Origin of the sequence: Myxococcus sp. AS-1-15, from assembly GCF_020037055.1 — a bacterium.
GTDB lineage: Bacteria > Myxococcota > Myxococcia > Myxococcales > Myxococcaceae > Myxococcus > Myxococcus fulvus.
The window spans coordinates 1,040,768-1,064,548 of record NZ_JAIQDF010000001.1 but is presented as its reverse complement, the minus strand read 5'-3'; the positions used below and the strand labels follow the sequence as shown (position 1 = coordinate 1,064,548).

At 70.9% G+C, this 23,781-nt stretch carries 10 protein-coding genes; 4 read left to right on the top strand and 6 right to left on the bottom strand.

Going from position 1 to position 23,781, the window contains the following annotated elements; translation table 11 throughout:
• Positions 1 to 24 precede the first annotated feature (24 nt).
• The 3 genes from K8625_RS04395 to K8625_RS04385 all read right to left on the bottom strand — a co-directional run bounded on the left by K8625_RS04395 (position 25) and on the right by K8625_RS04385 (position 8,935).
• Positions 25 to 6,579 carry a type I polyketide synthase gene (locus tag K8625_RS04395; protein ID WP_223781923.1) on the bottom strand — a complete coding sequence of 2,185 codons (6,555 nt, stop codon included), beginning with the start codon at positions 6,577 to 6,579 and terminating at the stop codon, positions 25 to 27.
• A gap of 24 nt (positions 6,580 to 6,603) precedes the next feature.
• Entirely contained in the window at positions 6,604 to 8,118 is a 1,515-nt protein-coding gene (locus K8625_RS04390; RefSeq protein ID WP_223781922.1) for an SDR family oxidoreductase, read from the bottom strand.
• Between the two features lie 394 nt (positions 8,119 to 8,512).
• A complete protein-coding gene (locus tag K8625_RS04385; protein WP_141322932.1) occupies positions 8,513 to 8,935 on the bottom strand; it encodes a YciI family protein in 423 nt (140 codons plus the stop codon).
• A gap of 305 nt (positions 8,936 to 9,240) precedes the next feature.
• Here K8625_RS04385 and K8625_RS04380 point away from each other — a divergent pair, with 305 nt between their 5' ends.
• Together K8625_RS04380 and K8625_RS04375 are read left to right on the top strand one after the other, a co-directional pair.
• Positions 9,241 to 11,076, top strand: a complete 1,836-nt coding sequence (locus K8625_RS04380) for a glycosyl hydrolase family 18 protein (protein ID WP_223781921.1) — start codon at positions 9,241 to 9,243, stop codon at positions 11,074 to 11,076.
• 74 nt (positions 11,077 to 11,150) lie between these two features.
• The gene (locus K8625_RS04375) at positions 11,151 to 14,210 is read left to right on the top strand and encodes a DEAD/DEAH box helicase (RefSeq protein WP_223781920.1); all 3,060 of its coding nucleotides are present in this window, start codon (positions 11,151 to 11,153) and stop codon (positions 14,208 to 14,210) included.
• A gap of 133 nt (positions 14,211 to 14,343) precedes the next feature.
• Here K8625_RS04375 and K8625_RS04370 read toward each other — a convergent pair whose 3' ends face one another.
• Positions 14,344 to 17,391, bottom strand: coding sequence for a tetratricopeptide repeat protein (locus K8625_RS04370; protein WP_223781919.1), 3,048 nt, complete (start codon positions 17,389 to 17,391; stop codon positions 14,344 to 14,346).
• A complete protein-coding gene (locus tag K8625_RS04365) occupies positions 17,388 to 18,284 on the bottom strand; it encodes a transcriptional regulator (RefSeq protein ID WP_223781918.1) in 897 nt (298 codons plus the stop codon). Before K8625_RS04365 ends, K8625_RS04370 begins: the two co-directional genes overlap by 4 nt.
• A 537-nt stretch (positions 18,285 to 18,821) precedes the next feature.
• On the opposite strand from K8625_RS04365, the gene uvrA reads away from it, so the two are divergent.
• Positions 18,822 to 21,365 carry an excinuclease ABC subunit UvrA gene (gene uvrA / locus K8625_RS04360; protein WP_223781917.1) on the top strand — a complete coding sequence of 848 codons (2,544 nt, stop codon included), beginning with the start codon at positions 18,822 to 18,824 and terminating at the stop codon, positions 21,363 to 21,365.
• A 38-nt stretch (positions 21,366 to 21,403) separates the two neighbouring features.
• Positions 21,404 to 22,306: a glycoside hydrolase family protein gene (locus tag K8625_RS04355; protein ID WP_223745310.1), complete on the top strand. Its 903-nt coding sequence runs from the start codon at positions 21,404 to 21,406 to the stop codon at positions 22,304 to 22,306.
• Positions 22,307 to 22,321: 15 nt separating this feature from the next.
• Here the strand turns inward: K8625_RS04355 and K8625_RS04350 are convergent, their stop codons facing one another.
• A complete protein-coding gene (locus K8625_RS04350; protein WP_223781916.1) occupies positions 22,322 to 23,692 on the bottom strand; it encodes a DNA/RNA non-specific endonuclease in 1,371 nt (456 codons plus the stop codon).
• Positions 23,693 to 23,781 lie beyond the last annotated feature (89 nt).

Here is a 23,781-nt window from a genome sequence, read left to right as displayed (position 1 = left end):
GGGGTCCATTCCGTGGAAAGGGTTTCAGGCCATGGGGCGCGCGAGGCCGCCCTCGAGCAGCATCCGCAGGCGCCCCGCTTCATCGACCGCCGCGACGGTGCCGCACTGGAGGACGTCACCTTCCAGTCGCGGGCGCAGGGCCTTGAGGGAGAGCTGGAGCGGCGCGCGGCTCCGCCCGTCCACCAGCTCCCGGTCGAACGTCGCGCGCTGGAACTGGATGGGCGCGAAGACGTCGTTCGACACACCGTGCACGTGCATCGCGCTCAAGCGCAGCGCCGCGTCCAGGACGAGCGCGGGCACGGTGGCCCCCGCCTCCTCCCGCCGCGTCGGCAGGCCGAGCTTCGCGAAGCGCGCCGCGGGCTCCAGGCGGATGTCCTCCAGGCAGTCGAACATCTTGCGCAGCTCGATGGGACCGCCCGGGGCGCAATGAGGGTCCTCGACCAGGATGCCTCGCCCCGAAGGCGCCGCCGCGTCGAGTCCCGGCACGCCCTGGGGTGGCTGCCGGGTCAGCGTGAAGCGCGCCTCCGCGTAGACGAGGTCACGCTCGAGCACCACGCCGGAGGCGTGGACGATGTCCCCCAACAGCCGCACCCGCACACCATGCACCCCGGGTTCATCGACCCACGGCGTGCACTCGGCGCGCAGGGCCTGGTGGCCGCCGGGCCGCACGCGGATGAAGCGTGAGAAGCGGACGTCCTCGATGGTGACGGTGTTCAGCTCCGGCAGCCGGTCTCCCACCGCGGCCCGGAGCATCAGGTCCAACGCCCAGGCCCCCGGGAGCGTGGGCGTGCCGCGCACCAGGTGGTCCTCCAGGCACGGCACGCTCGCGGCGTCGACCCGCACCTCGCGGACGACGGGGCGCGGCGCGGTGGCCCCCGCGGAGCCTTCGGGGAGGAGTCGCAGGCCGTAGAACTCGCGCTCGTTCTGGGTGAGCTGCACGTTGATGGCCTCGCGCGGCTGGCCGTCCACGAGCTGGAGGAACAGGGCCTCGCCCTCCTCGGCACGGATGCCTCGGAGCTTGCGGCTGGCGCCGAGCACCCGGTACTCGGAGCCCCGGGTCATCCCGATGCCATCCCAGGCGAGCCACCCCACGCTGCACCAGTGTGCGCGGGGGTTGACGTCGTCCACCCAGGCGCAGAGCCGGTCCAGCGCCTCGTTCGCCGCGCCGTAGTCCGCCTGTCCGTCATTGCCGATGAAGCTGAAGGCGGACGTGAGCACGTGGAAGGGCACCGTGCGTCCGAAGCGACTGGCGCAGGCCGCGTGCAGGTGGTGCAGCCCGAGCAGCTTGGTGTCCAGGTTCGTTCGCAGCTCCGCGAGCCGGCGGCGGTTGAGCTTCTTGGAGGTCTGCGTGCCCGCGCCGTGGACCACGAGGTCCAGTCGGCCGAACTCGCGGACGAGCTCGTCCATGACCTTCGCCACGTCCTGGGGACGGGTGACATCCGCGACGCGGTAGACGGTCCGCCCTGGCAGCCGGGCGAGCCCCATGAGCGTGGAGCGAAGCTCGCGGGCGGCCAGGTGACGCTCGAAGCGCGCGCGCAGCTCCGGCATCCGGACGCCCCACGTCGTGGCCAGCTCGTGGGTGTAGAACTCCCGCTCCAGCGCGGGGAGTTGCTCGTCCGTCGCGACGAGGATTCTCTCGGGCGCCGCCTCCGGGTCGCTCCGGCCCAGGAGGACCACCGTGCAGCCGTAGCGCTTCAACAGCGCGCCCGCAAGCACCGCCGTGACGCCACGGCCGCCGCCTGTCAGCAGGACCACGGAACTCGAGTCGAGCAGGGCCGGTCCCGAGGACGGTGACGAGGTGGGGCGCAGCCTGCGCACGCAGCGCGTCTCGCCGTCGAAGCAGACCTCGACCGACGGGCCTTCCTCGTCCTCCTCCGAGCCCAGCTCGAGGAGCGCCTGGTCCAGGGACTCGGGCAGCAGGGTGCTCGTGGTCGAGATGGCCCGGACGTTCCTGGCCGGGACTTCCCTCGCGATGGACTTGAGCAGCCCCGCGAACAGCCCCGTCACGGGATGCAGGACACGCCGAGGTCCCAGCCCGCCCATGCAGAGACTCGCCAGCTCGACTTCTCCGGCGACGAGCTTCTCGTAGGAGCGACGGGCCGCGAGGAACAGCAGCTCGAGTGCCTCGTGGCGCAGGGCGGTCTGCTCGACGACCTGGGGCTCGTCGCCACCGTGGACACGCGTGACGGCGAGGATGAGCTGGGGCTCGAAGCCGAGGGCCTCCAGTCCCGCCTCGGCGATCTCCTCGCTCGACAGGTCGATTCCGCGCACCCTGCCCTTCGTGCTCGTCGCGGGGCCCGCGAAGAGGATGAGGTGGTCCGACACACCGAGCCGGCGCGCCTGCTCCTCCAGCTCATGTGCCAGGGTTTCGTCTCCCGCGATGAACAGGACCCGTCGCCCCGTGAGCACCGAGGTCCGCGTCACTCGCGCTGGATGCTCGACGAGCACAGGGGCGTGGTAGCCGATGGACGCACTGAGGTCGAAGCCACTCGCCTCTGCCTGGGGCGCGGACGCATCCACTCTCGCGCTCACGGCTTGAGCCCTCGCTACCGTCTCACCCACCTTGGAGGTCGACATCGCGGCGGCTGGGTGCGAGGTCCTCGCTGTCGAGGCCGCCGCCTCATGCCGAGCCCCCTCGATGCGCGGGTTCTCCATGACATGAGTTCGCGCTCCGGTGACACGTGCCTGCGGAGGGATGAGCTCCACCGACAGACGCGTGCCCTTCGCCGCGTCCGGGTGGAAGCACAGCGTCCCCGCGCGTCCCTCACTCGCCGCCTGCACCGCGCGCAGCACCGCGAGCCCCTCGCTCGCCGAATGCGCTGACAGTCGCGTCACGGCGTCCTCTCGTACAGGCTCCGAAGAGGACAGGCGCAAGCCGCACATCACCTTCAGCCCTCGCTGTGCGGCCTTCTCGGCGGTGGTGACCGCCAGCAACATCACCCCCTCCGACGCGCTCGCCGCATCCACCGCGCCCGGCCGGAGCACGTTCGCGCTCCCGACGAGGACCAGCTCGAAGCCCGTCTCCAACACGTCCCTCGCGGCCTTCAGCGCCTCGGCCAACGAGGCCGCTCCCGCGTCGATGACGAAGTTGGGCCCCTTCGTATCCAGCGCCCCCGCCACCCGCCCCGGCGTGACGTTCGCCATCATCCCCTGGAGCGTGTAGGGCCCCGACGGCCGCACACTCCCCAGCACCGTGTCGTGCAGCGCCTCCGCCAACGGAAGCAGCGCCGCGCGCTCCGGAGTGCCCAGGACGAGCTCGCGAAGCCCACGCCGCGTCGACGCGGCCAGCACCCGCTGGATGGCCTCCACGCCCCTGCGCGTCTTTCCCTCGAGCCCCAGCACGATGGCCGTTCCCGAGCGCAGCCCGTCGAAGCCACCCAGCTTCTCCACGAGCGCGCTCGCCGCCGTGAGCGCGAGCCCCTGCGTCAGGTCCATGTCCTCGGCGATGTCCGGCAACAACCTCAACGAGGAGGGCAGACGGAACGCTCCGACCTCGAAGCGCGTCCCCACCTCCGACGGCACGCCCACTCGCGGCGTCCCTCGCGCATCCGGGTACACGCCCTCCGCGGCGACGACCACCAGCTCGCTCATCGACCCGGACCGCGTCGACACGGGCGACGCATCGCCTCGGTACTCCTCGAGCACCAGGTGCGCGTTCGTCCCCCCGAAGCCGAAGCCGTTCGTCGCGGCCCGCCGGGGATTCGCCCCGTTCTCCGGCCAGGGCTGCTCACGCTGACTCACCTCGAAGTCCGCGCCGAGCGCGCGCAGCGCGTCGCCAGGCCGCTCGAAGTTCGCCTGCCTCGGGAACAACCGGTGCTCCAGCGCCTTGCACAGCTTGATGACCGACGCGGCGCCGGCCGCCCAGCCCACGTGTCCGATGAGCGCCTTCACGCTCGCCAGTTGGATGCCCGCGCGCTTGCCCGCGAAGACCCGGCCGATCGACTTCAGCTCGGTGGCGTCTCCCGCGGGCGTCGCGGTGCCGTGCGCCTCCAGGTACTGGATGGAAGCCGGGTCCACCTCCGCCGCCGCATAACAGGCGGTCATCGCCGCCACCTGTCCCTCCACGCGAGGGACATTCGCGGAGCTGCTGCGGCCATCGCTCGACAACCCCGTGCCTCGGATGACAGCGCGAACAGGCAGGCCCCGCGCGAGCGCATCCGACAGGCGCATCAGCCCCACCACCCCCGCGCCCTCACCGAAGATGACGCCATCCGCGCTCGCGTCGAACGGCCTGCTCCCCGTCGCCGACAGCCCGTTGAACTGCGAGAAGAGGCAGTTGTTGCCAGGCCCCGGAGAGAAGACTCCTCCCGCCAGCACCAGGTCCGCCTCCCCTCGCTGGAGCGTCTTCATCCCCAACGCGATGGCGTAGAGCGAGGACGCACAGGCCGCATCCAGAAGCACCGTGGAGACACCGCGCCCCACCACGTCCGTCACCACCGCCTGGAGCGTGGGATGCGGTGCCAGCTCCGACGAGCGGGCCTCGACGCCCATCACCTCGCGCGCGGCCCGGGACAGCAGGGCCACGTCCGCGCCATGCATCCCCTTCGCGCGCAGCAGCGCCTCGCCCGCCTCCAGACTCAGCGCGGCGTCGTACTCGGAGGAGCCCTCCGCCGTGGAGCCGAGCAGACACTGGATGCGCTCCGGAGCATGCGCCCCGAGGCCCTCCATCGACTGGGCCAGCGCGATGGCCAGCAGCTTCTGCTCGCGGACATAACGCCGGAAGCGCTCCGGGTCCGCCCCCTCCGGCGCCACCAGGTCCTCGTCACGCACGGCTCCCGTGAGCAACGTGTAGGCCCGGTCCGGCGTGCCCACCGGCCCGATGAAGTCCGTCACCAGCGACGGCTCGCGGGCCCCAGGGTCCACGATTCCACTGATGCCCTGCCGGATGTTGCGCCAGAAGGATTCGGGGTCCTTCGCGCCTCCCGGCAACATGCAGCCGAGCGACACGATGGCAATGGTCGCATCCGCCTTCGGCGGCTCGCTCTTCACGGGAGCCGACGCCACCGGCTCGGAGCGAGGCGGCAGCAGCGCGGAGATGGCGCGCACGTCGAGCGGCCCCGTCGGAACCGGGATGCGCTGGACGATGCGCGCCAGCCGTCCGTCCGTGCCGCAGTCCAGGAAGCGCGTGCACCCCGCGCTCGACAGCCGCTCCACCGCGCCGAGGAAGTCGAACGGCTTGAGCAGGTGCGCCGCCAGCGCCTCCGCCAGCTCGCCCGGAGCTCCCGCGTACACGCGCCGCTCGATGGGCGAGTAGATGAGCCCCCGCGGCGTCTTCATCTCGACCCGCGACAGCGCGACCCGAAACGCCTCCGCCGCGGGCCGGAGGCCTGGATGGTGGAAGGGGTACCGGCTCGACACGAAGGTGAAGCCCTGCCCTCGCTGCTCCAGGTGGGCTCGCAGTCGCTCCAGCTCCCAACGGGCCCCCGCCACCACCGTCTGCTTGGCGTGGTTGCGCCCCGCCACCGTCACCCCCGTGACGCCACTCTCGACCAGCGCACGCGCCGTGTCCGCCTCGCCCAGTGCTACGGCGGCGAGTGTCCCCAGGTCCTCCGGCACCGTCTCGAGCGCGAGGACCCGCAGGCACACGACCTCCGCGCCGGAGCGCAGGTCCATCGCCCCCGCCGCCGTCATCGCGGCAATCTCCCCGAAGCTGTGCCCGACGAAGACGTCCGGCGCCGTGCCCTCGCGCATCAACCACCGCGCGCCGAGCACACCGGACAGGAAGATGCCGAGCTGGTCGAGCCGCGGCTCCTGCTCCAGTGCGTGACGCACCTCGGCCGCGTCCCGCGCCTCCACCAACGGGCGCACGTCGAACCCGTGTCCTCGGGCCACGTCCACGACGGACATGAGCTCGTCGCGGAGCTCGGGCTGCAGGGACTTGAGCCGCGCGAACAACTCCGGCTCGAAGGACCCCTGCCCCGCGAAGAGGAACGCGGTGGCCCCCGTCGGCAACTGGAGCGTGGGGCTCCGCGCCGGCTCCACCGCGACCGGAGCGCTCGCCACCAGGGCATCGACGTCGACCAGCCTGGAGGTCCCCAGCGAGGCCGGGTCCTCCAGCAGACGCCGGGCCAGCGCACGCACCGGCTCGGAGAACAGCTCCTGGATGGCGGAGCCGCCCTTGAGCACGCGCTCGCGGAAGCTCTGCGCGGACGCGGGCTCGAACATGTTCGACAGCGACTCGAAGCAGGGGCGGAACGAATCCGGGAAGGCGCACAGGGCGCCGGTGGCCCTGTCCGCGCAGAGGACCGTCTGGTAGCCGCACGCCACGGGCGTCCCGTCCCGCTTCAGCGTCCGGAAGCAGAAGCGCACGCCGACCTCGCCCCGCTCCTCGAACGTGGTCAGCACCACGAGGCTGTCCCCCAGGTTCGCGGGCGAGAGGTTGCGCGAGTACCCCTCGTAGGTGAGCAGGAGCACCCGGTCGAAGTCGCGCCGGAACTCCGGCACCTCGAAGAAGTGCGGGCTGAAGAGCAGGTGCTCACGGCCCGCGCACTGGAACTTGAAGTTGGTGAGGAAGTGATGGCTCCCGTAGGCCATCGTGTCATCGAAGTGGATGACGTACGGGACGGCGAAGTAACCCATGGCAGGTCTCCCGAGCGAAAGGGTTCAGGCGTCCAGGGCGAGCTGTGCCCGGTCATCGTGTCCGTGGGTTCGCGCGGGCCTCGAGGGCAGCAGGCCATCCACCGTTCCGGAGAGCCCACCGTCCACGACCCAGACCGCGCCGTTCACCCGCTGCGTCCTGGAGCCCAGCAAGAGCTCCGTCACGTCCGCCACGTCGTCCGCGGTGCAGAGCTGTCCTCCCGGCGTCGCGGCCTCCCAGCGCGCCACCCGCCCGGGCGCATCCGGGAACATCCCCAGCAGCTCGCCGTGCACCGGGCCCGCGGACACGCAGTTGGTGCGGATGCCCTCGGGGGCCAGCTCCGCCGCCAGATACCGGGTGAGCGACTCGACCGCGGCCTTCACCACGCCCTGGCACCCCAGGTCGTGCATGTACCGCTGGGACATGGACGTCGACATCGTGACGATGGCCCCGCCCCCGCGCCGCGCCATCAGCGGGCGGGCCCGCATGGCGCACTCGTACGTCCCGGTGACGCAGGTGCGGAACGCCTTGTCCCAGTCCCGGGGCGCAATCCGGTCGAACGGACCGATGAGCCCGTTGGACGCGTTGCACACCAGGAAGTCCAGCCCGCCGAGCCGCTCGCCGATGGCGGAGAACAGCCGCTCCAGGTGCTCCTCGTGCGCGACGGAGCCCCACAGGTGCAGCGCCTTGCCGCCCGCCGCGAGGATCTCCTGCGCGGTCCGCTCCCCATCGTCACGCGAGTGGAACGAGTTGACCACCACCGTGGCCCCCGCGCTGGCCAGGCGCATGGCGATGACCTTGCCGATGCCCTTCCCCGAGCCCGTGACGAGCGCGACCTTGCCCTCGAACGGCAGCGGCGGCTGGCGCCTGGACGGCGGTGCGACCCGCACGGGCGCCTGCTCCACGGGAGGGCTCGTCACCGTCGCCGCGCCCTGCTGGGAGCGGATGGCCTCGCAGATGGCGGAGAGGGTGCGCAGGCGCTGGGACGGCTTGGGCGCCACCTCCCAGCCGAGCTCCTTGATGAGCACGGCCACCACCTCCGCCTGCTTGACGGAGTCGATGCCCAGCTCGTCCTCCAGGTCGGCGTCGAGCGTCAGCAGCTCCTCCGGATAGCGCGTCACCCGCGCGAACACGGCGCGGACCTTCGACTCCAGGTCCACCGACGCGCCCCCCACGGGCCGCGGCGTGGCGGCCGCCTGGACGCGAGCCGCGACCGACGCCCTGGGCGTCGCCTCCGCTGCGACGGGAGGCGCCACGACGGGCGCGGACTCCGCGAGCAACGAGGCGACGCCCTCCGCGATGGCCCCGAGCGTGCGCGCCTTCGCGCCCCTGGGCAGCCGGTCCGCGGAGAGGTTGAACTCGCGCGCCACGACGGCGGCGATCTCCGCGAGCTTCACCGAGTCGATGCCCAGCTCGTCCTCGAGCGAGGCCTCCGCCGTGAGGATGTCGAGCGGATACCGCGTGACGGACGCCGCGCACTGACGAATCCGCTCCAGGACCTGAGCGGAAGAAGGAATGCCCTGCGGGGATGACGGAGACATGCTGAACCCTCACGATTCTGACAACGCATGGATGAATGAGACACGTGCGTTGTGCATGAGGGGTCTGACATTGCGTGTCCGAACCCACGGAGCGTGAAACAATGACAACCATGAACGGACGTTCGTGGTGTCCGTGCATGGGAATGAATTGACGCTACCCGGGTTTCTTCCCGCAATGCGGGCCGCGCCCGCGAGGGGCATGCGGGTGAACCCACGCATGCGCTCTCAAGCGAGCGTTCGCTCGTCCATGGCCATACATGGCCTCATGGACAATCCAGACACACTGAAACACAGCCATCGTCAAATGGCCGTGCGGGCGACAAAAAAAGACTTGCACGGGCCCGCGAGGTTCCCGGGGCCCCGTGCCTTGGGGTGTGGTGGTGGGGCGAGGCGCTCAATTCTTGGCGGTCGCCTCACGCAACCGCTCTTCCTGGGCCCGCAGCTCCGGCGTCATCGCCTCGCCGAAGTCCTCCATCTCGAAGACCTGGCGGATTTCGATCTCGGACTCGCCCAGCATCGGGTTCGGGCAGCGCTTCACCCACTCGATGGCCTCCTCCTTGGACTTCACCTGGAAGAGCCAGAAGCCGGCCACCAGCTCCTTCGTCTCCGCGAAGGGCCCGTCAATCACCGTGCGTGAGGTGCCGTTGAAGCGAACGCGCACGCCCTTCGAGCTGGGGTGGAGCCCCTCGCCGGCGAGCAGCACCCCGGCCTTCACCAGCTCCTCGTTGTACTTCCCCATCTCGGTCATCAGCTTCTCGTCCGGCATCACTCCGGCTTCCGAGTTCTTGTCCGCCTTCACAATCACCATGAATCGCATTGCGTGCTCCTTGTCGTTCCGAGGTTCCGCGCCGGTTGCGCTCCGGCTTCATTGCTTCGTCGAACCGGCGCACGGGAGATCGACACGGCCTCGATTTATTTTGAGGACCGCCGCCAACCCCCTGGAATGACTCGCCTCTTAGGACCTTCTTCCGAAAATAGGGACGGAAATGGGCCTCCGCGCGGGCGGGGCCGCGCGAGGGCGCCGGAAGCCGGAATCGAGGTTTGACCCGAAAAATGGGCTCCGCCTCTCTCTGGCGGGGGGTGCCTCCGGGCGCCTCTTCCCCCAGCTGAAAGGCAGATGCCATGCAGCTTCCAGGACTCCTCCACCGGGCGGGCCTCACCGCCTTCGTGGCCCTCACCACCCTGCTGTGCCTCCTGCTCCCCGCGCACGTGCTGGCGGCGGACCGGGGCGCATGGGCGCCCAACACGCCGTACACGGTGGGCGACATCGTCTCCTATTCCGGCAAGGGCTATGACTGCCGGCAGTCCCACACGTCGCTCGTCGGCTGGGAGCCGCCGAACGTTCCCGCCCTCTGGCTGGAGCGTACGGGGAATCCACCGCCGGACACCCAGGCGCCCTCGGCCCCACCTTCGCTCACGTCCACGGCGAAGACCCATGAGAGCGTGTCGCTGTCCTGGGGCACGTCCACGGACAACGTGGGCGTCACCGGCTACGAGGTCTTCACCAACGGAGGCACGGCCGCGTCGGCCACCACGTCGGGCGCCACCAGCGTCACGGTGACGGGCCTCTCGGAGAACACCACGTACACCTTCACCGTGAAGGCCCGGGACGCCGCGGGCAACCGCTCGGCCGCGAGCAGCGCGCACAGCGTGACGACCTCTCCGCGGCCCCCGGTCGACACCGTGCCGCCGTCCACGCCCGGCAGCCTGCGCTCCACGGGCGTGAGCAACAGCAGCGTGTCGCTGAGCTGGAGCGCGTCCACGGACAACGTGGCCGTCACCGGCTACGAAGTCTTCGTCAACGGCGGCGGCAGCGCCTCGGCCACCACCACGGGCGCCACCAGCGTCACGGTGACGGGCCTCAACGCGAACACGACCTACACCTTCACCGCGAAGGCGCGCGACGCGGCGGGCAACCGCTCGGCGGCGAGCAACAGCGTGTCCGCGACGACGACGGGCACGCAGCCCACGGGCAACAAGCTCATCGTGGGCTACTGGCACAACTTCGACAACGGCTCGACGAACATCCGCCTTCGCGACATCTCCGCGAAGTTCAACGTCATCCAGGTCGCCTTCGCCGAGCCCGTGGGCGGCGCGGGCTCCGGCAACATGGCCTTCACGCCGTACAACTCGAGCGTCGCGGACTTCAAGGCGGACATCGCGCTGCTCAAGAGCCAGGGCCGCAAGGTGCTCATCTCCATCGGCGGGGCGAACGGCACGGTGCACCTGGACGACGCCACCGCGCGGCAGAACTTCGTCACCACGATGCAGAACCTCATCACCACGTACGGCTTCGACGGGTTGGACCTGGACCTGGAGGGCAGCTCGCTGTCGCTCAACGGCGGGGACACCGACTTCCGCAACCCGACGACGCCGCGCATCGTCAACATCATCCAGGCCACGCGCCAGTTGCTCAACCAGAACGGCACGGGCTTCATCCTCACCATGGCGCCCGAGACGGCCTACGTGCAGGGCGGCATGTCCGCGTACGGCGGCCCCTGGGGCGCGTACCTGCCCGTCATCCACGCGCTGAGGGACAGGCTGACGTACCTGCACGTGCAGCACTACAACACCGGCACCGTCATGGCGCTCGACGGCCGGGCCTACGCGCAGAGCACGCCGGACTTCCACGTGGCCATGGCGGAGATGATGATTCAGGGCTTCCCCGTGGGCGGCAACACCAGCGCGATGTTCCCGGGGCTGCGCGCGGACCAGGTGCTCATCGGCCTGCCGTCGTCACCGCAGGCGGCGGGCGGCGGGTACACCACGCCGGCCAACGTGCACAAGGCGCTCGACTACCTGCTCAAGGGCCAGTCCTTCGGCGGCACCTACGTGCTGCGAAACCCCGCGGGCTACCCCGGCTTCAAGGGCCTGATGACCTGGTCCATCAACTGGGACCAGTTCACGAACTTCGAGTTCTCCAACAGCCACCGCGCGTACCTGGACACCTACCCGTAGGCCCGTCTCCCACGGACCCGGCGCAGGCGAGGATTGCGCCGGGTCCGCCGCGGCGCTAGGGAGGCGGTCCCCGTATGTCCGCGACCGCCGACCTGCTCGAAACCATCCAGGAGGAAGCGCGCCCGGAGACCTGGTCCGCCGGCATGGGCCTGGCCCGCGCCGGCGCCGTCTCGGTGCAGTCCGTCGGCGAGGAGGAGACGGTGCTGCGCGTGCGCGCCACCGGCCGCCCCGCCCCCGTGACGACGGTCCTCTATCCCGAGGACGAAATCTGGGAGTGCGACTGCCGGGGGAAGCATGACCCGTGCGAGCACGTGGTCGCCGCCGCCCTCTTCCTCCACCACGCCGCGCAGAAGGGCGCTCCGCCCCGTCCCGCGGCTCCCGCACGTCCCGCCGCGCCCGCGCGACCCATGGCGTCCGCGCGGCCCTCGGCGCCCGCTCGTCCCACGACGGCCCCAGCGCCCGGTGCGCGGCCTGGAGCGACGGCCAAGCCGGAGCGGCTGGTGTACCGCTTCAAGCGCGTGGACGGGGGCCTCCAGCTGGAGCGGCTGGTGGTCCGTCCGGACAACACCGCGCGGCTGCTGGCGCGCAGCCTGTCCTCGCTGCTGACGAACCCCGTGGAGGCCGCGCGCATCCAGGTGGAGCCGTGCGACCGCGTGGTGGACGCGCTGCTCGCCAGGCCCACGCGCGGCGCGCTCCCGCCGGAGCGACTGGATGCGCTGCTGCGAGCGCTGGAGCCCGCGCGCACCATCCTCTTCGACGGGATGTTGATGTCCGTCTCCAGCGAGCTGCTCCTGCCCCGCGTCACCGTGGAGGACCGGGGCGAGCAGACCGTGATGAAGGTGGACAGGGACCCGCGCGTCACCGAGGTCATCAGCCCCGGCATCGCGGTGGGCGGCGGCGTGCTGTTCCGGCTCGGCGAGCAGTCCCTCTCCGGTTCGCGGCTGGAGAAGCTGCCGCAGGAGCGCGCCTTCTCGCCGGACCAGATGGGCGAGCTCACCGGCAAGGTGCTGCCGGAGCTGGCCAGGCGCCTGCCGGTGGACGTGAAGAGCAAGCGGCTGCCGGCCATCGACCGCACGCTCAAGCCGCGCATCTCCCTGGAGCTGGACCCGCTCGAGGGCGGGCTCTCCGTGTTGCCCACGCTCGTGTACGGCTCGCCGCCCACGGTGCGCATCGACAACGGGCGCATGGTGTACCTGAGCGGCGCGGTGCCCGTGCGCGACGAGGGCGCCGAGCAGAAGCTCATCCACGGCCTGCGCGACGAGTTGAACATGGTCCCCGGCCGGCGCGTGGCGGTGCAGGGCAAGGAGGCCGTGCAGCTCGCCGACAAGCTGCGGCGCTGGCGCGGCGGGCTCACCGGCGACGCGGCGCGCTTCGTCAGCCCGGACGTGAAGCTCAAGCCCGTGCTCGGCGTGCAGACGGGCACCACGGAGGTGGGCGCGCCGAGCGTCGGCGTCTCGTTCAACTTCGAGGTGGAGGGCGCGGGCCCGGACGCGCCGCGCATGGTGGACGCGGCCGCGGTGATGAAGGCCTACGAAGAGGGCCTGGGCCTGGTGCCGCTGGAGGGCGGAGGCTGGGCGCCCCTGCCCACCCAGTGGCTGAAGTCGCATGGGCAGCGCGTGACGGACCTGCTGGCGGCGCGCGACTCGAATGGCCGCATCGCCAACCACGCCATCCCCCAGCTCACGGACCTGTGCGAGGCGCTGGAGCACCCGCCCCCGCCCGGCCTGGAGAAGCTGGCGCCGCTGGTGAAGGGCTTCGAGAAGCTGCCCGAGCCCCACCTTCCCCAGGACCTCACCGCGAAGCTGCGCCCGTACCAATTGCACGGCGTGAGCTGGCTCACCTTCCTGCGGCAGGCGGGACTGGGCGGCGTGCTCGCGGACGACATGGGTCTGGGCAAGACGCTGCAGACCCTCTGCATGATTGGGAAGGGCACGCTCGTCGTGGCGCCCACCAGCGTGCTGCCCAACTGGCACGCGGAGGTGCGGCGCTTCCGGCCGTCGCTGAAGGTGTCCGTGTACCACGGCCCCGGCCGCTCCCTGGACGAGACGGCCGACGTGACGCTCACCACGTATGCGCTGCTGCGGCTGGACGCGGAGGTGCTGGGCGCGAAGACGTGGGACATGGTGGTGCTCGACGAGGCGCAGGCCATCAAGAACCCCGACAGCCAGGTGGCGCGCGCGGCGTACGAGCTGGAGTCGAACTTCCGGCTCGCGCTCAGCGGCACGCCCATCGAGAACCGGCTCGAGGAGCTGTGGAGCCTGATGCACTTCACCAACCGGGGCCTGCTCGGGGGGCGCAAGGACTTCGAGGAGCGCTGGGCGCGGCCCGTCTCGGACAACCTCAAGGGCGCGGCCGAGCGGCTTCGCGCGCGCATCCGGCCCTTCGTGCTGCGCAGGCTCAAGCGGGACGTGGCGCCGGAGCTGCCGCCGCGCACCGAGTCCGTCCGCCACGTCACCCTGAGCGAGCACGAGCGCGCCGTCTATGACGCGGTGTACTCGGCCACTCGGGAAGAGGTGGTGTCGCAGCTGGAGGCCGGCGGCAGCGTGCTCAAGGCGCTGGAGGCGCTGCTGCGCTTGCGGCAGGCCGCGTGCCATCCGGCGCTCGTCCCGGGTCAGCACGCGAAGTCGTCGTCGAAGGTCCAGGCGCTGGTGGAGGCGCTCGCCACGGCGGTGGAGGACGGGCACAAGGCGCTCGTCTTCTCGCAGTGGACGTCGATGCTGGACCTCATCGAGCCGGCGCTGCGGGAGGCGGACATCGGCTTCATCCGCCTGGACGGCGGCACGTCCAACCGAGGCGCGGTGGCGGAGGCCTTCCAGGACCCGAAGGGCCCGCCGGTGATGCTCATCTCCCTCAAGGCGGGCGCCACGGGCTTGAACCTCACGGCGGCGGACCACGTGTTCCTGGTGGACCCGTGGTGGAACCCCTCCGTGGAGAACCAGGCCGCGGACCGCGCGCATCGCATCGGCCAGCAGCGACCCGTCATGGTGTACCGGCTGGTGTCCCAGGGGACGGTGGAGGAGAAGATCCTCACGCTCCAGGACAAGAAGCGCGCGCTCTTCGAGTCCGCGCTGGGAGGCGCCTCCGGTGGCGGCGCCGCCATCACCCGCGCGGACCTGATGCAGCTGCTCGACTGAGGTGGTGGGCCTCGGCTCGTTCGAGGCTCGCGACGCACTGGCGCGGAAGAATCTGCCGCGTCGCTCACGAAGGCGGTCGACCGCACCATGGGACTCGACCTGGCGGTGCGACCGGTTCTTGGGAGCGCGACCGCTACTCTCGACAGAGTCCCAGTTCGGCCCGCGCCTCGCGCGTCTCCAGGGCGTAGGCCTTGCTCCAGGCGCCCAGCTCCTCCCACGCGCGCCTCGCCTGCTCGCAGCCCTCCTCAGTCGCTCCCGTCAGCCGCAGCGCCCGCGCCAGGCGACGACGCACCCTGGGCACTCGCGCGGAGACCACCTGGCGCTGCGTGAGCGAGGCCAGCGCCGTGCGCAGCGGAGGGAGTGCCTCCGCGGGCTGGCCTCGCGCGAGCTGGACGTCTCCCAGGAGGAGCAGCGCCTCGATGCGCTCGGATGACGAAGGCCCCAGGTCCTTCTCCATGCCCACGAGTGCCTGCTCCACGTGACGCTTCGCCTCGTCCACCTGCCCCAGGAAGAGGAGCGCGTCCGCGAGGGCTCGCAGCCCCGTTGCGTCCACCTCGCCCTTCGCGACGAGCGGCTGCTGGAGCGCGACACCTCGCGCATGGACACCTCGCGCTTCCTCCTGGCACCCCAACAGCCGCAGCAGCCGGCCCACCTCGTGGAGGTCCAGGGCCACCTCCGGATGAGCGGCACCGTAGACCCGCTCCCGGTGCGCCAGGACGCCTCGCGCGTGGGTGAGCTCCCGCGCGCGCTCGCCCTGCTCGCCCAGGACCCCGAGCCGGTTCGACGCCAGGCCCATCAACACCGGGCTGTCGGCGGCCACGCTCTTCTGCGCCACCGACCAGCTCTCCTCCGCGGCCTCGCGTGCCTGGGCGCCGTGCCCCCATTCGAAATGGACGAGCGCCAGGTTCGACCAGGCCCGGGCCACCGAGAGGTTCGCATCCCCCAACGTGTGACGGAGGATGTCGAGCGCGCGGTGGAGGACGACCTCCGCCTGGGACAGCTCCCCCAGCATCGCCAGCGTCCCGCCCAGGTTCACCAGGGCACGTCCGGTGTCCCGGTGCGTCGGTCCGAAGTACGCCTCGTGGAGCCGCACCGACTCCTGTTGCCAGTGCCTCGCCTCCATGAAGCGCCCCTGCTTCCGGGCGAGCATGCCCAGCCGTCCGCTCAGCTCCGCGTGCGCATGCGTCCGCCCCTTCGCGCTGGCGGCCTCCAGCGAGGCGCGCAGCAGCGGCTCGGCCTCCGCGAAGCGCCCCTCCTGCTCCAGCAGCTCCGCCTGCACGTGGTCCAGCAGCGCATCCAGTTCGGCGTCCCTCAGGGACTCCGCCACGGCCCTCGCGCGATGGAAGTAGGGCCAGGCCTCTTGCGTGCGCCCCAGGCTGTACCCGTGCAACCACGCCTGGGACTTGAGCACCCGCCCGAGCACGCCCAGGTGTCGCCCCGCCTCGGCCGCCAGCGAGCCCTGGGCCAGGGACTTCCGGGCCTCGTCGAACGCCCCCGCGTCCTCCTGCAGGAACGCACAGAGTTGATGTGCCTCCGCTTCGAGCGGCCGGTGACGCGTCGCGAGCGCGCGCTCCCGCGCAGGCAGTGCAATCTTGAGCGCCTCGGGCGTGTGGCCCGCGAGCAGCTCCGCGTTCGCGCGCGCCAGCTCCACACGTACCGCGTCCACCTCCGCGCGAGCCTTCGGGTCCTGCGGAAGGGAGACCGCCTCCTGCAACGTGCGCACGTCCGCGCAGTGGACCACGCCGCCAAGCGACGTCCCGAGTCCGAAGCCTCGCTCCACCGTCCGCGCGTCCGCGCCCTGGAGCGCCACCGTCAAGCGCGACAGCTCGTCCAGGCGCTGGTCCAGACACGTCATCCGCAATCCCAGCGCCGCCTCCGACTGCTCGCCGAAGACCCGCGTCGCCTCGCACGCGGATTGATGCGCGTGTGTCCAGTCGCGGGTCCACCGGTCCAGCGAAGAGGCCACGGCCTGGAACGAGGCCTCCGCCGAGGCGTCCCCCGTCCGAAGGAAGGCCTGATGCACCGACTCGCGCACGGGCACGTCCCAGACGCCCACGAGGTGCCGCTCGCTGCCATGACAGACCTCGCTGGAGTCCTTCGAGGACGGCCCCAACACGAGGAACCCCAGGCCCACCACTCCACCCGCGAGCACGGCCACGGCGGCGCTGCGCTTCCAGGCGCCGACCTCGCGCGAGAGGTGTGCGCGGAGGACCTCCATGGACTCGAAGCGTCGCGCCGGGTCCACCGAGAGCCCTCGTCGGACCACGGCCACGAGCCACGAGGGCAGCCCGCGTTTCTCGGGACGCACCTCCATGCGCCGCATGGACGCCAGCAGCTCGTCGCGCGTGTTGCCCTCGAAGGGGCGCTGTCCGTTGAGCGCCTCATAGAGCGCGACGCAGAAGGAGAACTGGTCCGAGCGCGCATCCCCGCGCTCGCCGCGGAGCTGCTCCGGCGAGGCATACCCGGGGGTCCCCAGGAACACGCCCGTGAGGGTGAGCGCCTCGCCGCCGGTGACGGCGGGGCCTTCCGCCCGAGAGGACTCCTGCGCCGCCGCGTTGGACAGACCGAAGTCGGTGATGCGCACCTGCGCGTCACGCGTGAGCAGGACGTTGTCGGGCTTGAAGTCGCGGTGGGTGATGCCCAGCGCATGCGTGGCCGCGAGCCCATCGGCGGCCTGGACGAAGCGCTCGAGAATCTCCCGGCGCGTGCGCGTCTTCCCCGCGAGCCACTGGCGCAGCGTGCCGCCCTCGACCAGCTCCATCACCAGGAAGAGCTGCCCCTGGAACTCACCGACGTCGTGCAGGTGGGCCACGTGGGGGTGCGACAGCCGGGCCATCGTGCGGGCCTCGCGCTCCAGTCGCTGACGTGCCTGCCCGAGAGAGCCCTCCCCGAGCCTCGTGAGGTTCAGCAGCTTGAGCGCGACCTTGCGGTCCAGCTCCGGGTCGTAGGCCGCATGGACGCGGCCCATGCCGCCCTCCCCCAGGAGCCCCAGCACCACGTAGCGCCCCACGCGCGCGCCCGTTCCGACCCATGGGGCAGGCGTCTGCAGGCCACTCAGCGCGGCGAGCACGCTCCGACACTCCGAGCACCCCGCGACATGCTCGCGGACGCGCGTCGTGCGCTCGGGGTCCAGCTCACCCCTCGCGTAATCGGAGAGCGTGTTCTCGTCGGGACAGCTCACGGCTTCGCCTCCAGCAGGCCCGAGAGGCTCAAATCCAACCGGCCTTGGATGGCGCGCATCAGGCTGTCCACCTCCGGCCCGGGCAGCGACAGGCGCTCGGTGAGCGCGCGTCGCGTGCGCTTCTCCAACAGGGACTGCACCGCGGAGAGCCGGCGGGAGAGCGTGGACTTGTGCAGGCCGAACAACGCGCCCATTCGCTCGAGGGACAACCGTTCGACGAAGTGCAGGCGCAGCAGCTCGCGGTCCTCGTCATCCAGCGACGCCACCGCCCGGACGAAGGCCGCGCGCACGTGCCCTCGGGCCTCCTCGCGGACGAAGCCCAGCTCCAGGCCTCCAGGCGCGGGATGCGCGGCGAGCACCTCGGCATCGACCAGCGATTCGTCTCCGAGCGCCTTGCGCATCCGCAGCGCGAGGCGCACCGCGGAGATGCTCACCCAGTGCAGCAACGGTCCCGAGCCCGCGTAGCCGAGCAGCCGCGAAGGCGCATCCGGGCGAGGCATCAGGAGGTTGGCGCGCAGCACCTGAAGCACCTCATCCGCGAACATGGGCGAGGGATGGATGCGCGACAAGGGGACGTGCAGCTCGCGGAAGACCTCCTGCTCCAGCAGCGCACGGGCCGCGGGCACGCCCTCCGCGCACGCGAGCGCGAGCGCGAGGTCCCGGCTGTGCAGCCGCTCCAGCGTGAGCCTCGGGTCCGAGGCGCGCGCGAGCTGCGCACCGAGATGGCTTGCGAAAGCGCGTGACTCGGGCGCGGCGTCACCGAGGGCCGTGGCCTCGGAGACAGCGCGCGCCACGGCCTCCCGGGCTCCTGGTGATTCGCGCAGCCGCGCGGCGGACAGCTCGCCAGCGGACCGCAGCACCGCATCGAACGGCTCGGAGTCAGCCCCATGCATCCCAAGCACTCCTGTCATCAAAGCCGCAAGTCGACGGAGCCAGGGCCTCGCGCATTCAGACCTCGCGCACGAAGGATGAACCGGGGTCCACGCCACCGAAAAATACCACGGAGGCCCAGGGCCTTCGAACGTGGCGTCTTTCTCCGCGGGACTGAGCCCCGCTCGCGTCCCACGGATGAAACGACCCACACTCCAGGAGAAGCGTCTCGCGACTCCGAAGACGGCAGGAAGGCGAGCCGGGCCCCAGACGTGAGTCCCCACGAGCAACACCTCAGGAGATGCTTCGCTCCGAGCCACCACTCGGGTCTTCGCCTCCGTCTGGTGCCCCCTCGGGGGGCACCCGTCCAACGGGCCTCATGCACCGCCTGAGGTGTGGCCCACCTGGACCGCCCCGTCTGACAACCCGCTCGCAGGGCCGCCCGTCTCCAGTGAGCCTCACGCACCCGGGGCCATCTCACGAGGCTTCGTCGCTCCCCCGCTGTTCGTTGCTCCCTCCCGACATCAGATTCGGTAGGACCCCCGGCAGGAGCCCACTTCATGAGCCGACCCCGCCGTCCCTCCCATGCAGGCACGCCCAGCGACCGCCCGACAGGCTTCGTCCGCGTCCGTGGCGCCCGGGAGCACAACCTCAAGAACGTGGACGTGGAGATGCCACGCGACGCCCTGGTGGTCTTCACCGGCGTCTCCGGCTCGGGCAAGTCCTCGCTCGCCTTCGGCACGCTCTACGCGGAAGCCCAGCGACGCTACTTCGAGTCCGTGGCCCCGTACGCCCGCAGGCTCATCGACCAGGCGGGCATCCCGGAAGTGGACGCCATCGAGGGCCTCCCTCCCGCGGTGGCCCTCCAGCAACACCGGGGAGCGCCGACGACGCGCTCGTCCGTGGGCAGCGTGACGACCCTGTCGAACTCACTGCGCCTCTTGTACTCGCGCGCCGGCACGTACCCAGCGGGCCAACCCCACCTGGACTCGGACGCGTTCTCCCCCAACACGCCCGCGGGCGCCTGTCCGAACTGCCATGGCCTGGGCCGCGTGTACGAAGTCACGGAGCGCTCGCTCGTCCCCGACGACTCGCTCACCATCCGCGAGCGGGCCATCGCCGGCTGGCCTCCCGCGTGGCACGGGCAGAACCTGCGCGACATCCTGGTGACGCTCGGCTACGACGTGGACCGCCCCTGGCGCGAGCTCCCCAAGAAGGACCGCGACTGGATCCTCTTCACGGACGAGCAGCCCACCGTCCCCGTCTATGCGGGCTTCACGCCGGCCGAGACGCGCCAGGCCCTCAAGCGTAAGTCACCCCCCAGCTACATGGGGACCTTCAGCAGCGCGCGGCGCTACGTGCTCCAGGCCTTCGCCACGACGCAGAGCCCGCTCATCAAGAAGCGCGTGTCCCAGTACATGGAGAGCGGCGAGTGCCGCGTCTGCCACGGCAAGCGGCTGCGTCCCGAGTCCCTGTCCGTCACCTTCGCGGGCCTGGACTACGGCGAGCTGTCCCGCCTGCCGCTCAAGCGCGTCGACGCGCTCCTGCGCCCCTTCTCCGACGGCACCGCCCAGGGCCTGAAGAAGCTCACGCGCGAGCACCCCGAGAAGGCGCTCGTCACCGAGCGCATCGCGAAGGACCTGGTGGAGCGCCTGCACGTCCTGATGGAGCTGGGGCTGGGCTACCTGTCGCTGGAGCGCGCCACCCCCACGCTCTCACCCGGTGAGCTCCAGCGGCTGCGGCTGGCCACCCAGGTGCGCTCCAACCTGTTCGGCGTGGTCTACGTGCTGGACGAGCCCTCCGCGGGCCTGCATCCGGCGGACACCCAGGCCCTGCTGCGCGCATTGGACTCGCTGAAGGGCTCGGGCAACTCGCTGTTCGTGGTGGAGCACGAGGTGGACGTCATCCGCCACGCGGACTGGGTGGTGGACGTGGGCCCCGCCGCTGGCGAGAAGGGCGGCGAAATCCTCTACAGCGGCCCGCTGGACGGGCTCCAGGAGGTGGAGTCCTCCCAGACGCGGCGCTACCTCTTCGGCGAGCAGACCACGCGCACGCACGCGCCCCGCGCCCCCAAGGGCTGGCTGCGGCTGAAGGACGTGTCGCGCAACAACCTGCACGGGCTGGACGTCGACTTCCCGCTGGGTGTCTTCACCACCGTGACGGGCATCTCCGGCTCCGGCAAGTCGAGCCTGGTGAGCCAGGTGCTGGTGGAGCTGGTCGCCACGCACCTGGGCCACGCGCCGCCCGAGGAGGACGAGGAGGGCGAGCCCCTGGAGCGCTCCGAGGTGAAGACCACGGGCGGCCGCATCGTCGAGGGGATGGAGGGGCTGCACCGGATGGTGCGCGTGGACCAGAAGCCCATCGGCCGCACGCCGCGCTCCAACCTGGCCACGTACACGGGCCTGTTCGACCACGTCCGCAAGCTCTTCGCCGCCACGCCCGCCGCGCGCTCGCGCAAGTACGACGCGGGCCGCTTCTCCTTCAACGTGGCCAAGGGCCGCTGCGAGACATGCGAGGGCGAGGGCTTCGTGAGCGTGGAGCTGTTGTTCCTGCCCAGCCTCTATGCGCCCTGCCCCACCTGCCACGGCGCCCGCTACAACGCGAAGACCTTGGAGATCCGCTACCGCGGCAAGAACATCGCCGAGGTGCTGGGCATGACGGTGGACGCGGCGCACGCCTTCTTCACCGAGGAGCCCCACGTGGCCCGCGCGCTCGGCGTGCTGCGCGAGGTGGGCCTGGGGTACCTGCGCCTGGGACAGCCAGCCACGGAGCTGTCCGGCGGCGAGGCCCAGCGCATCAAGCTGGCCACCGAGCTGCAGCGGCCGCAGCGAGGGCACACGCTCTACGTCCTGGACGAGCCCACCACGGGCCTGCACCCGGCGGACGTGGACAAGCTGATGACGCAGTTGGAGGGCCTGGTCGACGCGGGCAACACCGTCATCCTGGTGGAGCACGACATGCGCGTCGTCTCCGCCAGCGACTGGGTCATCGACATGGGGCCGGGGGCGGGAGACGAGGGTGGGAGCATCGTCGCGGCGGGCCCTCCCACGAAGCTCGCCCGTTCATCGACGAGCCGCACGGCGCCGTTCCTCACACTAGGATGACCGTCCCCAAGCGCCCTGACGGGCGGAGGTGACGGTTCATGAGACGCTGGCTCGCGCCGTTCTGCATCGCGTTCGTCCTGCTGCTGGGCTGCGACCCGGCCGACCCCGTCAAGCCGGGCCGGCCCTCCACGGAGACGGACGCGGGCACACAGCAGCCGCCGCTCACCAAGAGCGTCAAGCGAGGCCTCGCCTTCGACCTGGCCACGCCCGAGGACCTGGCCGCGGTCTCCCCGGGCGTGAGCTGGTGGTACAACTGGAGCCCTCAGCCGCACGCCAACGTCCCCACCGACTTCCGCACCCGCTACGGGATGGACTTCATCCCCATGCTGTGGAACGGGAACTTCGACGCCGCGCGCATCGAGCAGATGCTGCGCGCCAATCCCCACATCCAGTACCTGCTCCTGCTCAACGAGCCCAACCTGACGGACCAGGCCAACATGTCGCCGCAGGCCGCGGCGCGGCTGTGGCCCCGCTACGAGAGCGTCGCCGCCAACACCGGCGTGAAGCTGGTGGGCCCGGGGATGAACTGGGGGACGCTCGCCGGCTACTCGGACCCGGTGGTGTGGCTGGATGCCTTCTACGCCGCGTATCGCGCGGAGAACGGCAACCGGGAGCCCCGCATCGATTACCTGGCGTTCCACTGGTACGACTACGGGCTCGACGGGCAGCTCAACCGGCTGACGAAGTACGGCAAGCCGTTCTGGGTCACCGAGTTCGCCAACTGCCACCAGCAGCGGGACGGCGCGCAGATCGACTCCGTGGCGAAGCAGAAGGCGCAGATGACGGAGATGGTCGCCGTGTGCGAGCGGCGCGCGGACGTGTTCCGCTACGCCTGGTTCACCGGCCGCTGGACGAACGACCCCTGCTTCGCGAGCCTGCTGGGCCCCAACGGCGTGCTCAACGAGCTGGGCCAGCACTACCTCTCGCTGCCCGCACAGTGAGCGGGTGCTGGAGGCTCAGCGCTGCGTCAGCAGCGTCATGGACTCGTACTGGCTGCCCTCGAGCTGGAACGCGCCGGGGGCCTTCGAGTCCTTCTCCAGCTGGTTCTGGATGCCCTTGGGGAGCTGGGCGTACAGGTCCTGACCGAGCAGTTGCTCGATGCGGTCCACCGGCACGCGCGCGTCCTCCAGCAGCGGGACGATGGCTTCCTTCTTCGAGGGGCCGTCCTTCAGGTTCGGCACCATGTACGCGAACATCGTCAGGTTGCCGTTGGGCAGCTCCAGCAGCACCGTCTTGAAGTTGTGCGTGGGGACGGCGATCTTCCGGTCCTTCGCGCCCGTGGTCTCCACCTGGTCCTTCGGCAGGGGCTTGCCCTTGTCGTCCAGGAACAGGTTGCCCGTCACGATGTAGGCCTTGCCGCCCGTCTCTTCCACCAGGCCGTGGATGGCCTTCTCCAGCGTGCGCCACACCTGCTGGTTGTGGTTGCCGTACTGGGGCGCGATGTTGGTCATCTGGTGGCTTTCGTTCATCGCCTCCTGCGTGGGCGAATCCTCCGCGGGCTTCATGTGCCCACGGTCGAAGCCGGTGTTGTTGTAGTCGGAGTCGGTGATGCCCGTGAGCGGCAGCGACGGGTCTCTCACGAAGGTGCTCTTGTTGCGGTTCACCTCCACGGGCGTCTCGTGGATGTCCGCGGCGGAGAGCATGTGGCTGACGAAGGTGGGCAGGTTCTTGCCCTCGTCCAGCATCAGCCGCGAGTACTGCTTCACCATCTCCAGGCCCTTGCCCGCGCCTCCCTTGGGACGCAGCGGGTCCACCTCACCGGCGGCCTCCGCGACGCGGCTCTGGAAGGCGGCCATCTGCTGGTCGGGCACCCACTTCGTGCCGTCCACCTGGTTGGCCTTGGACTTCTGGATGTAGGCCGCGAGCTCTTCCTGGCTGACCTTGCCGTCGCCGTTGCCGCCCAGCAGGTCGGCGCGCTTGGCGAGCCCGTCCTGCCACTTCGCGTCGAAGGCATCCACCTTCACGGAGCCACCGGCCTCGGTGAGCTTCGCGTCGAGCGCGGCGCGGCCCTGCTGGAGCGCGGTGGAGGTGAGGTAGCGGCCGTCGGTGGGGGCGGTGAGGTAGGCCTGGATTTCAGCCGCGGAGACCTTGCCGTTGCCTCCGCGCGTCTTGGTGCCCGCCTGGTCCGCCGCCTTCAGCAGGCCCGCCTCCCAGCTCTGGTCCGTCCAGCCGAACCTGGTCTGCAGCTCGGTGATGGAGACCTCACGGGCGCTGGAGCGAGCCCAGGCGCTGGTGTCCTGGGGCTTGAGGCCATTGACGGGCGCGGACTCGGTGGACACCGAGGGCGACGGGGTGCTGGCACGAGAAGTGGGTCGCAGCGTCGTCATGGCGGTGACTTCCTTGGGCCGACCAGGGGCTGGCGCGGAGTGAGGCCCGGCCTCTCTATCGTCGGCCCGACGGGGTGCCCGGTTGCGTC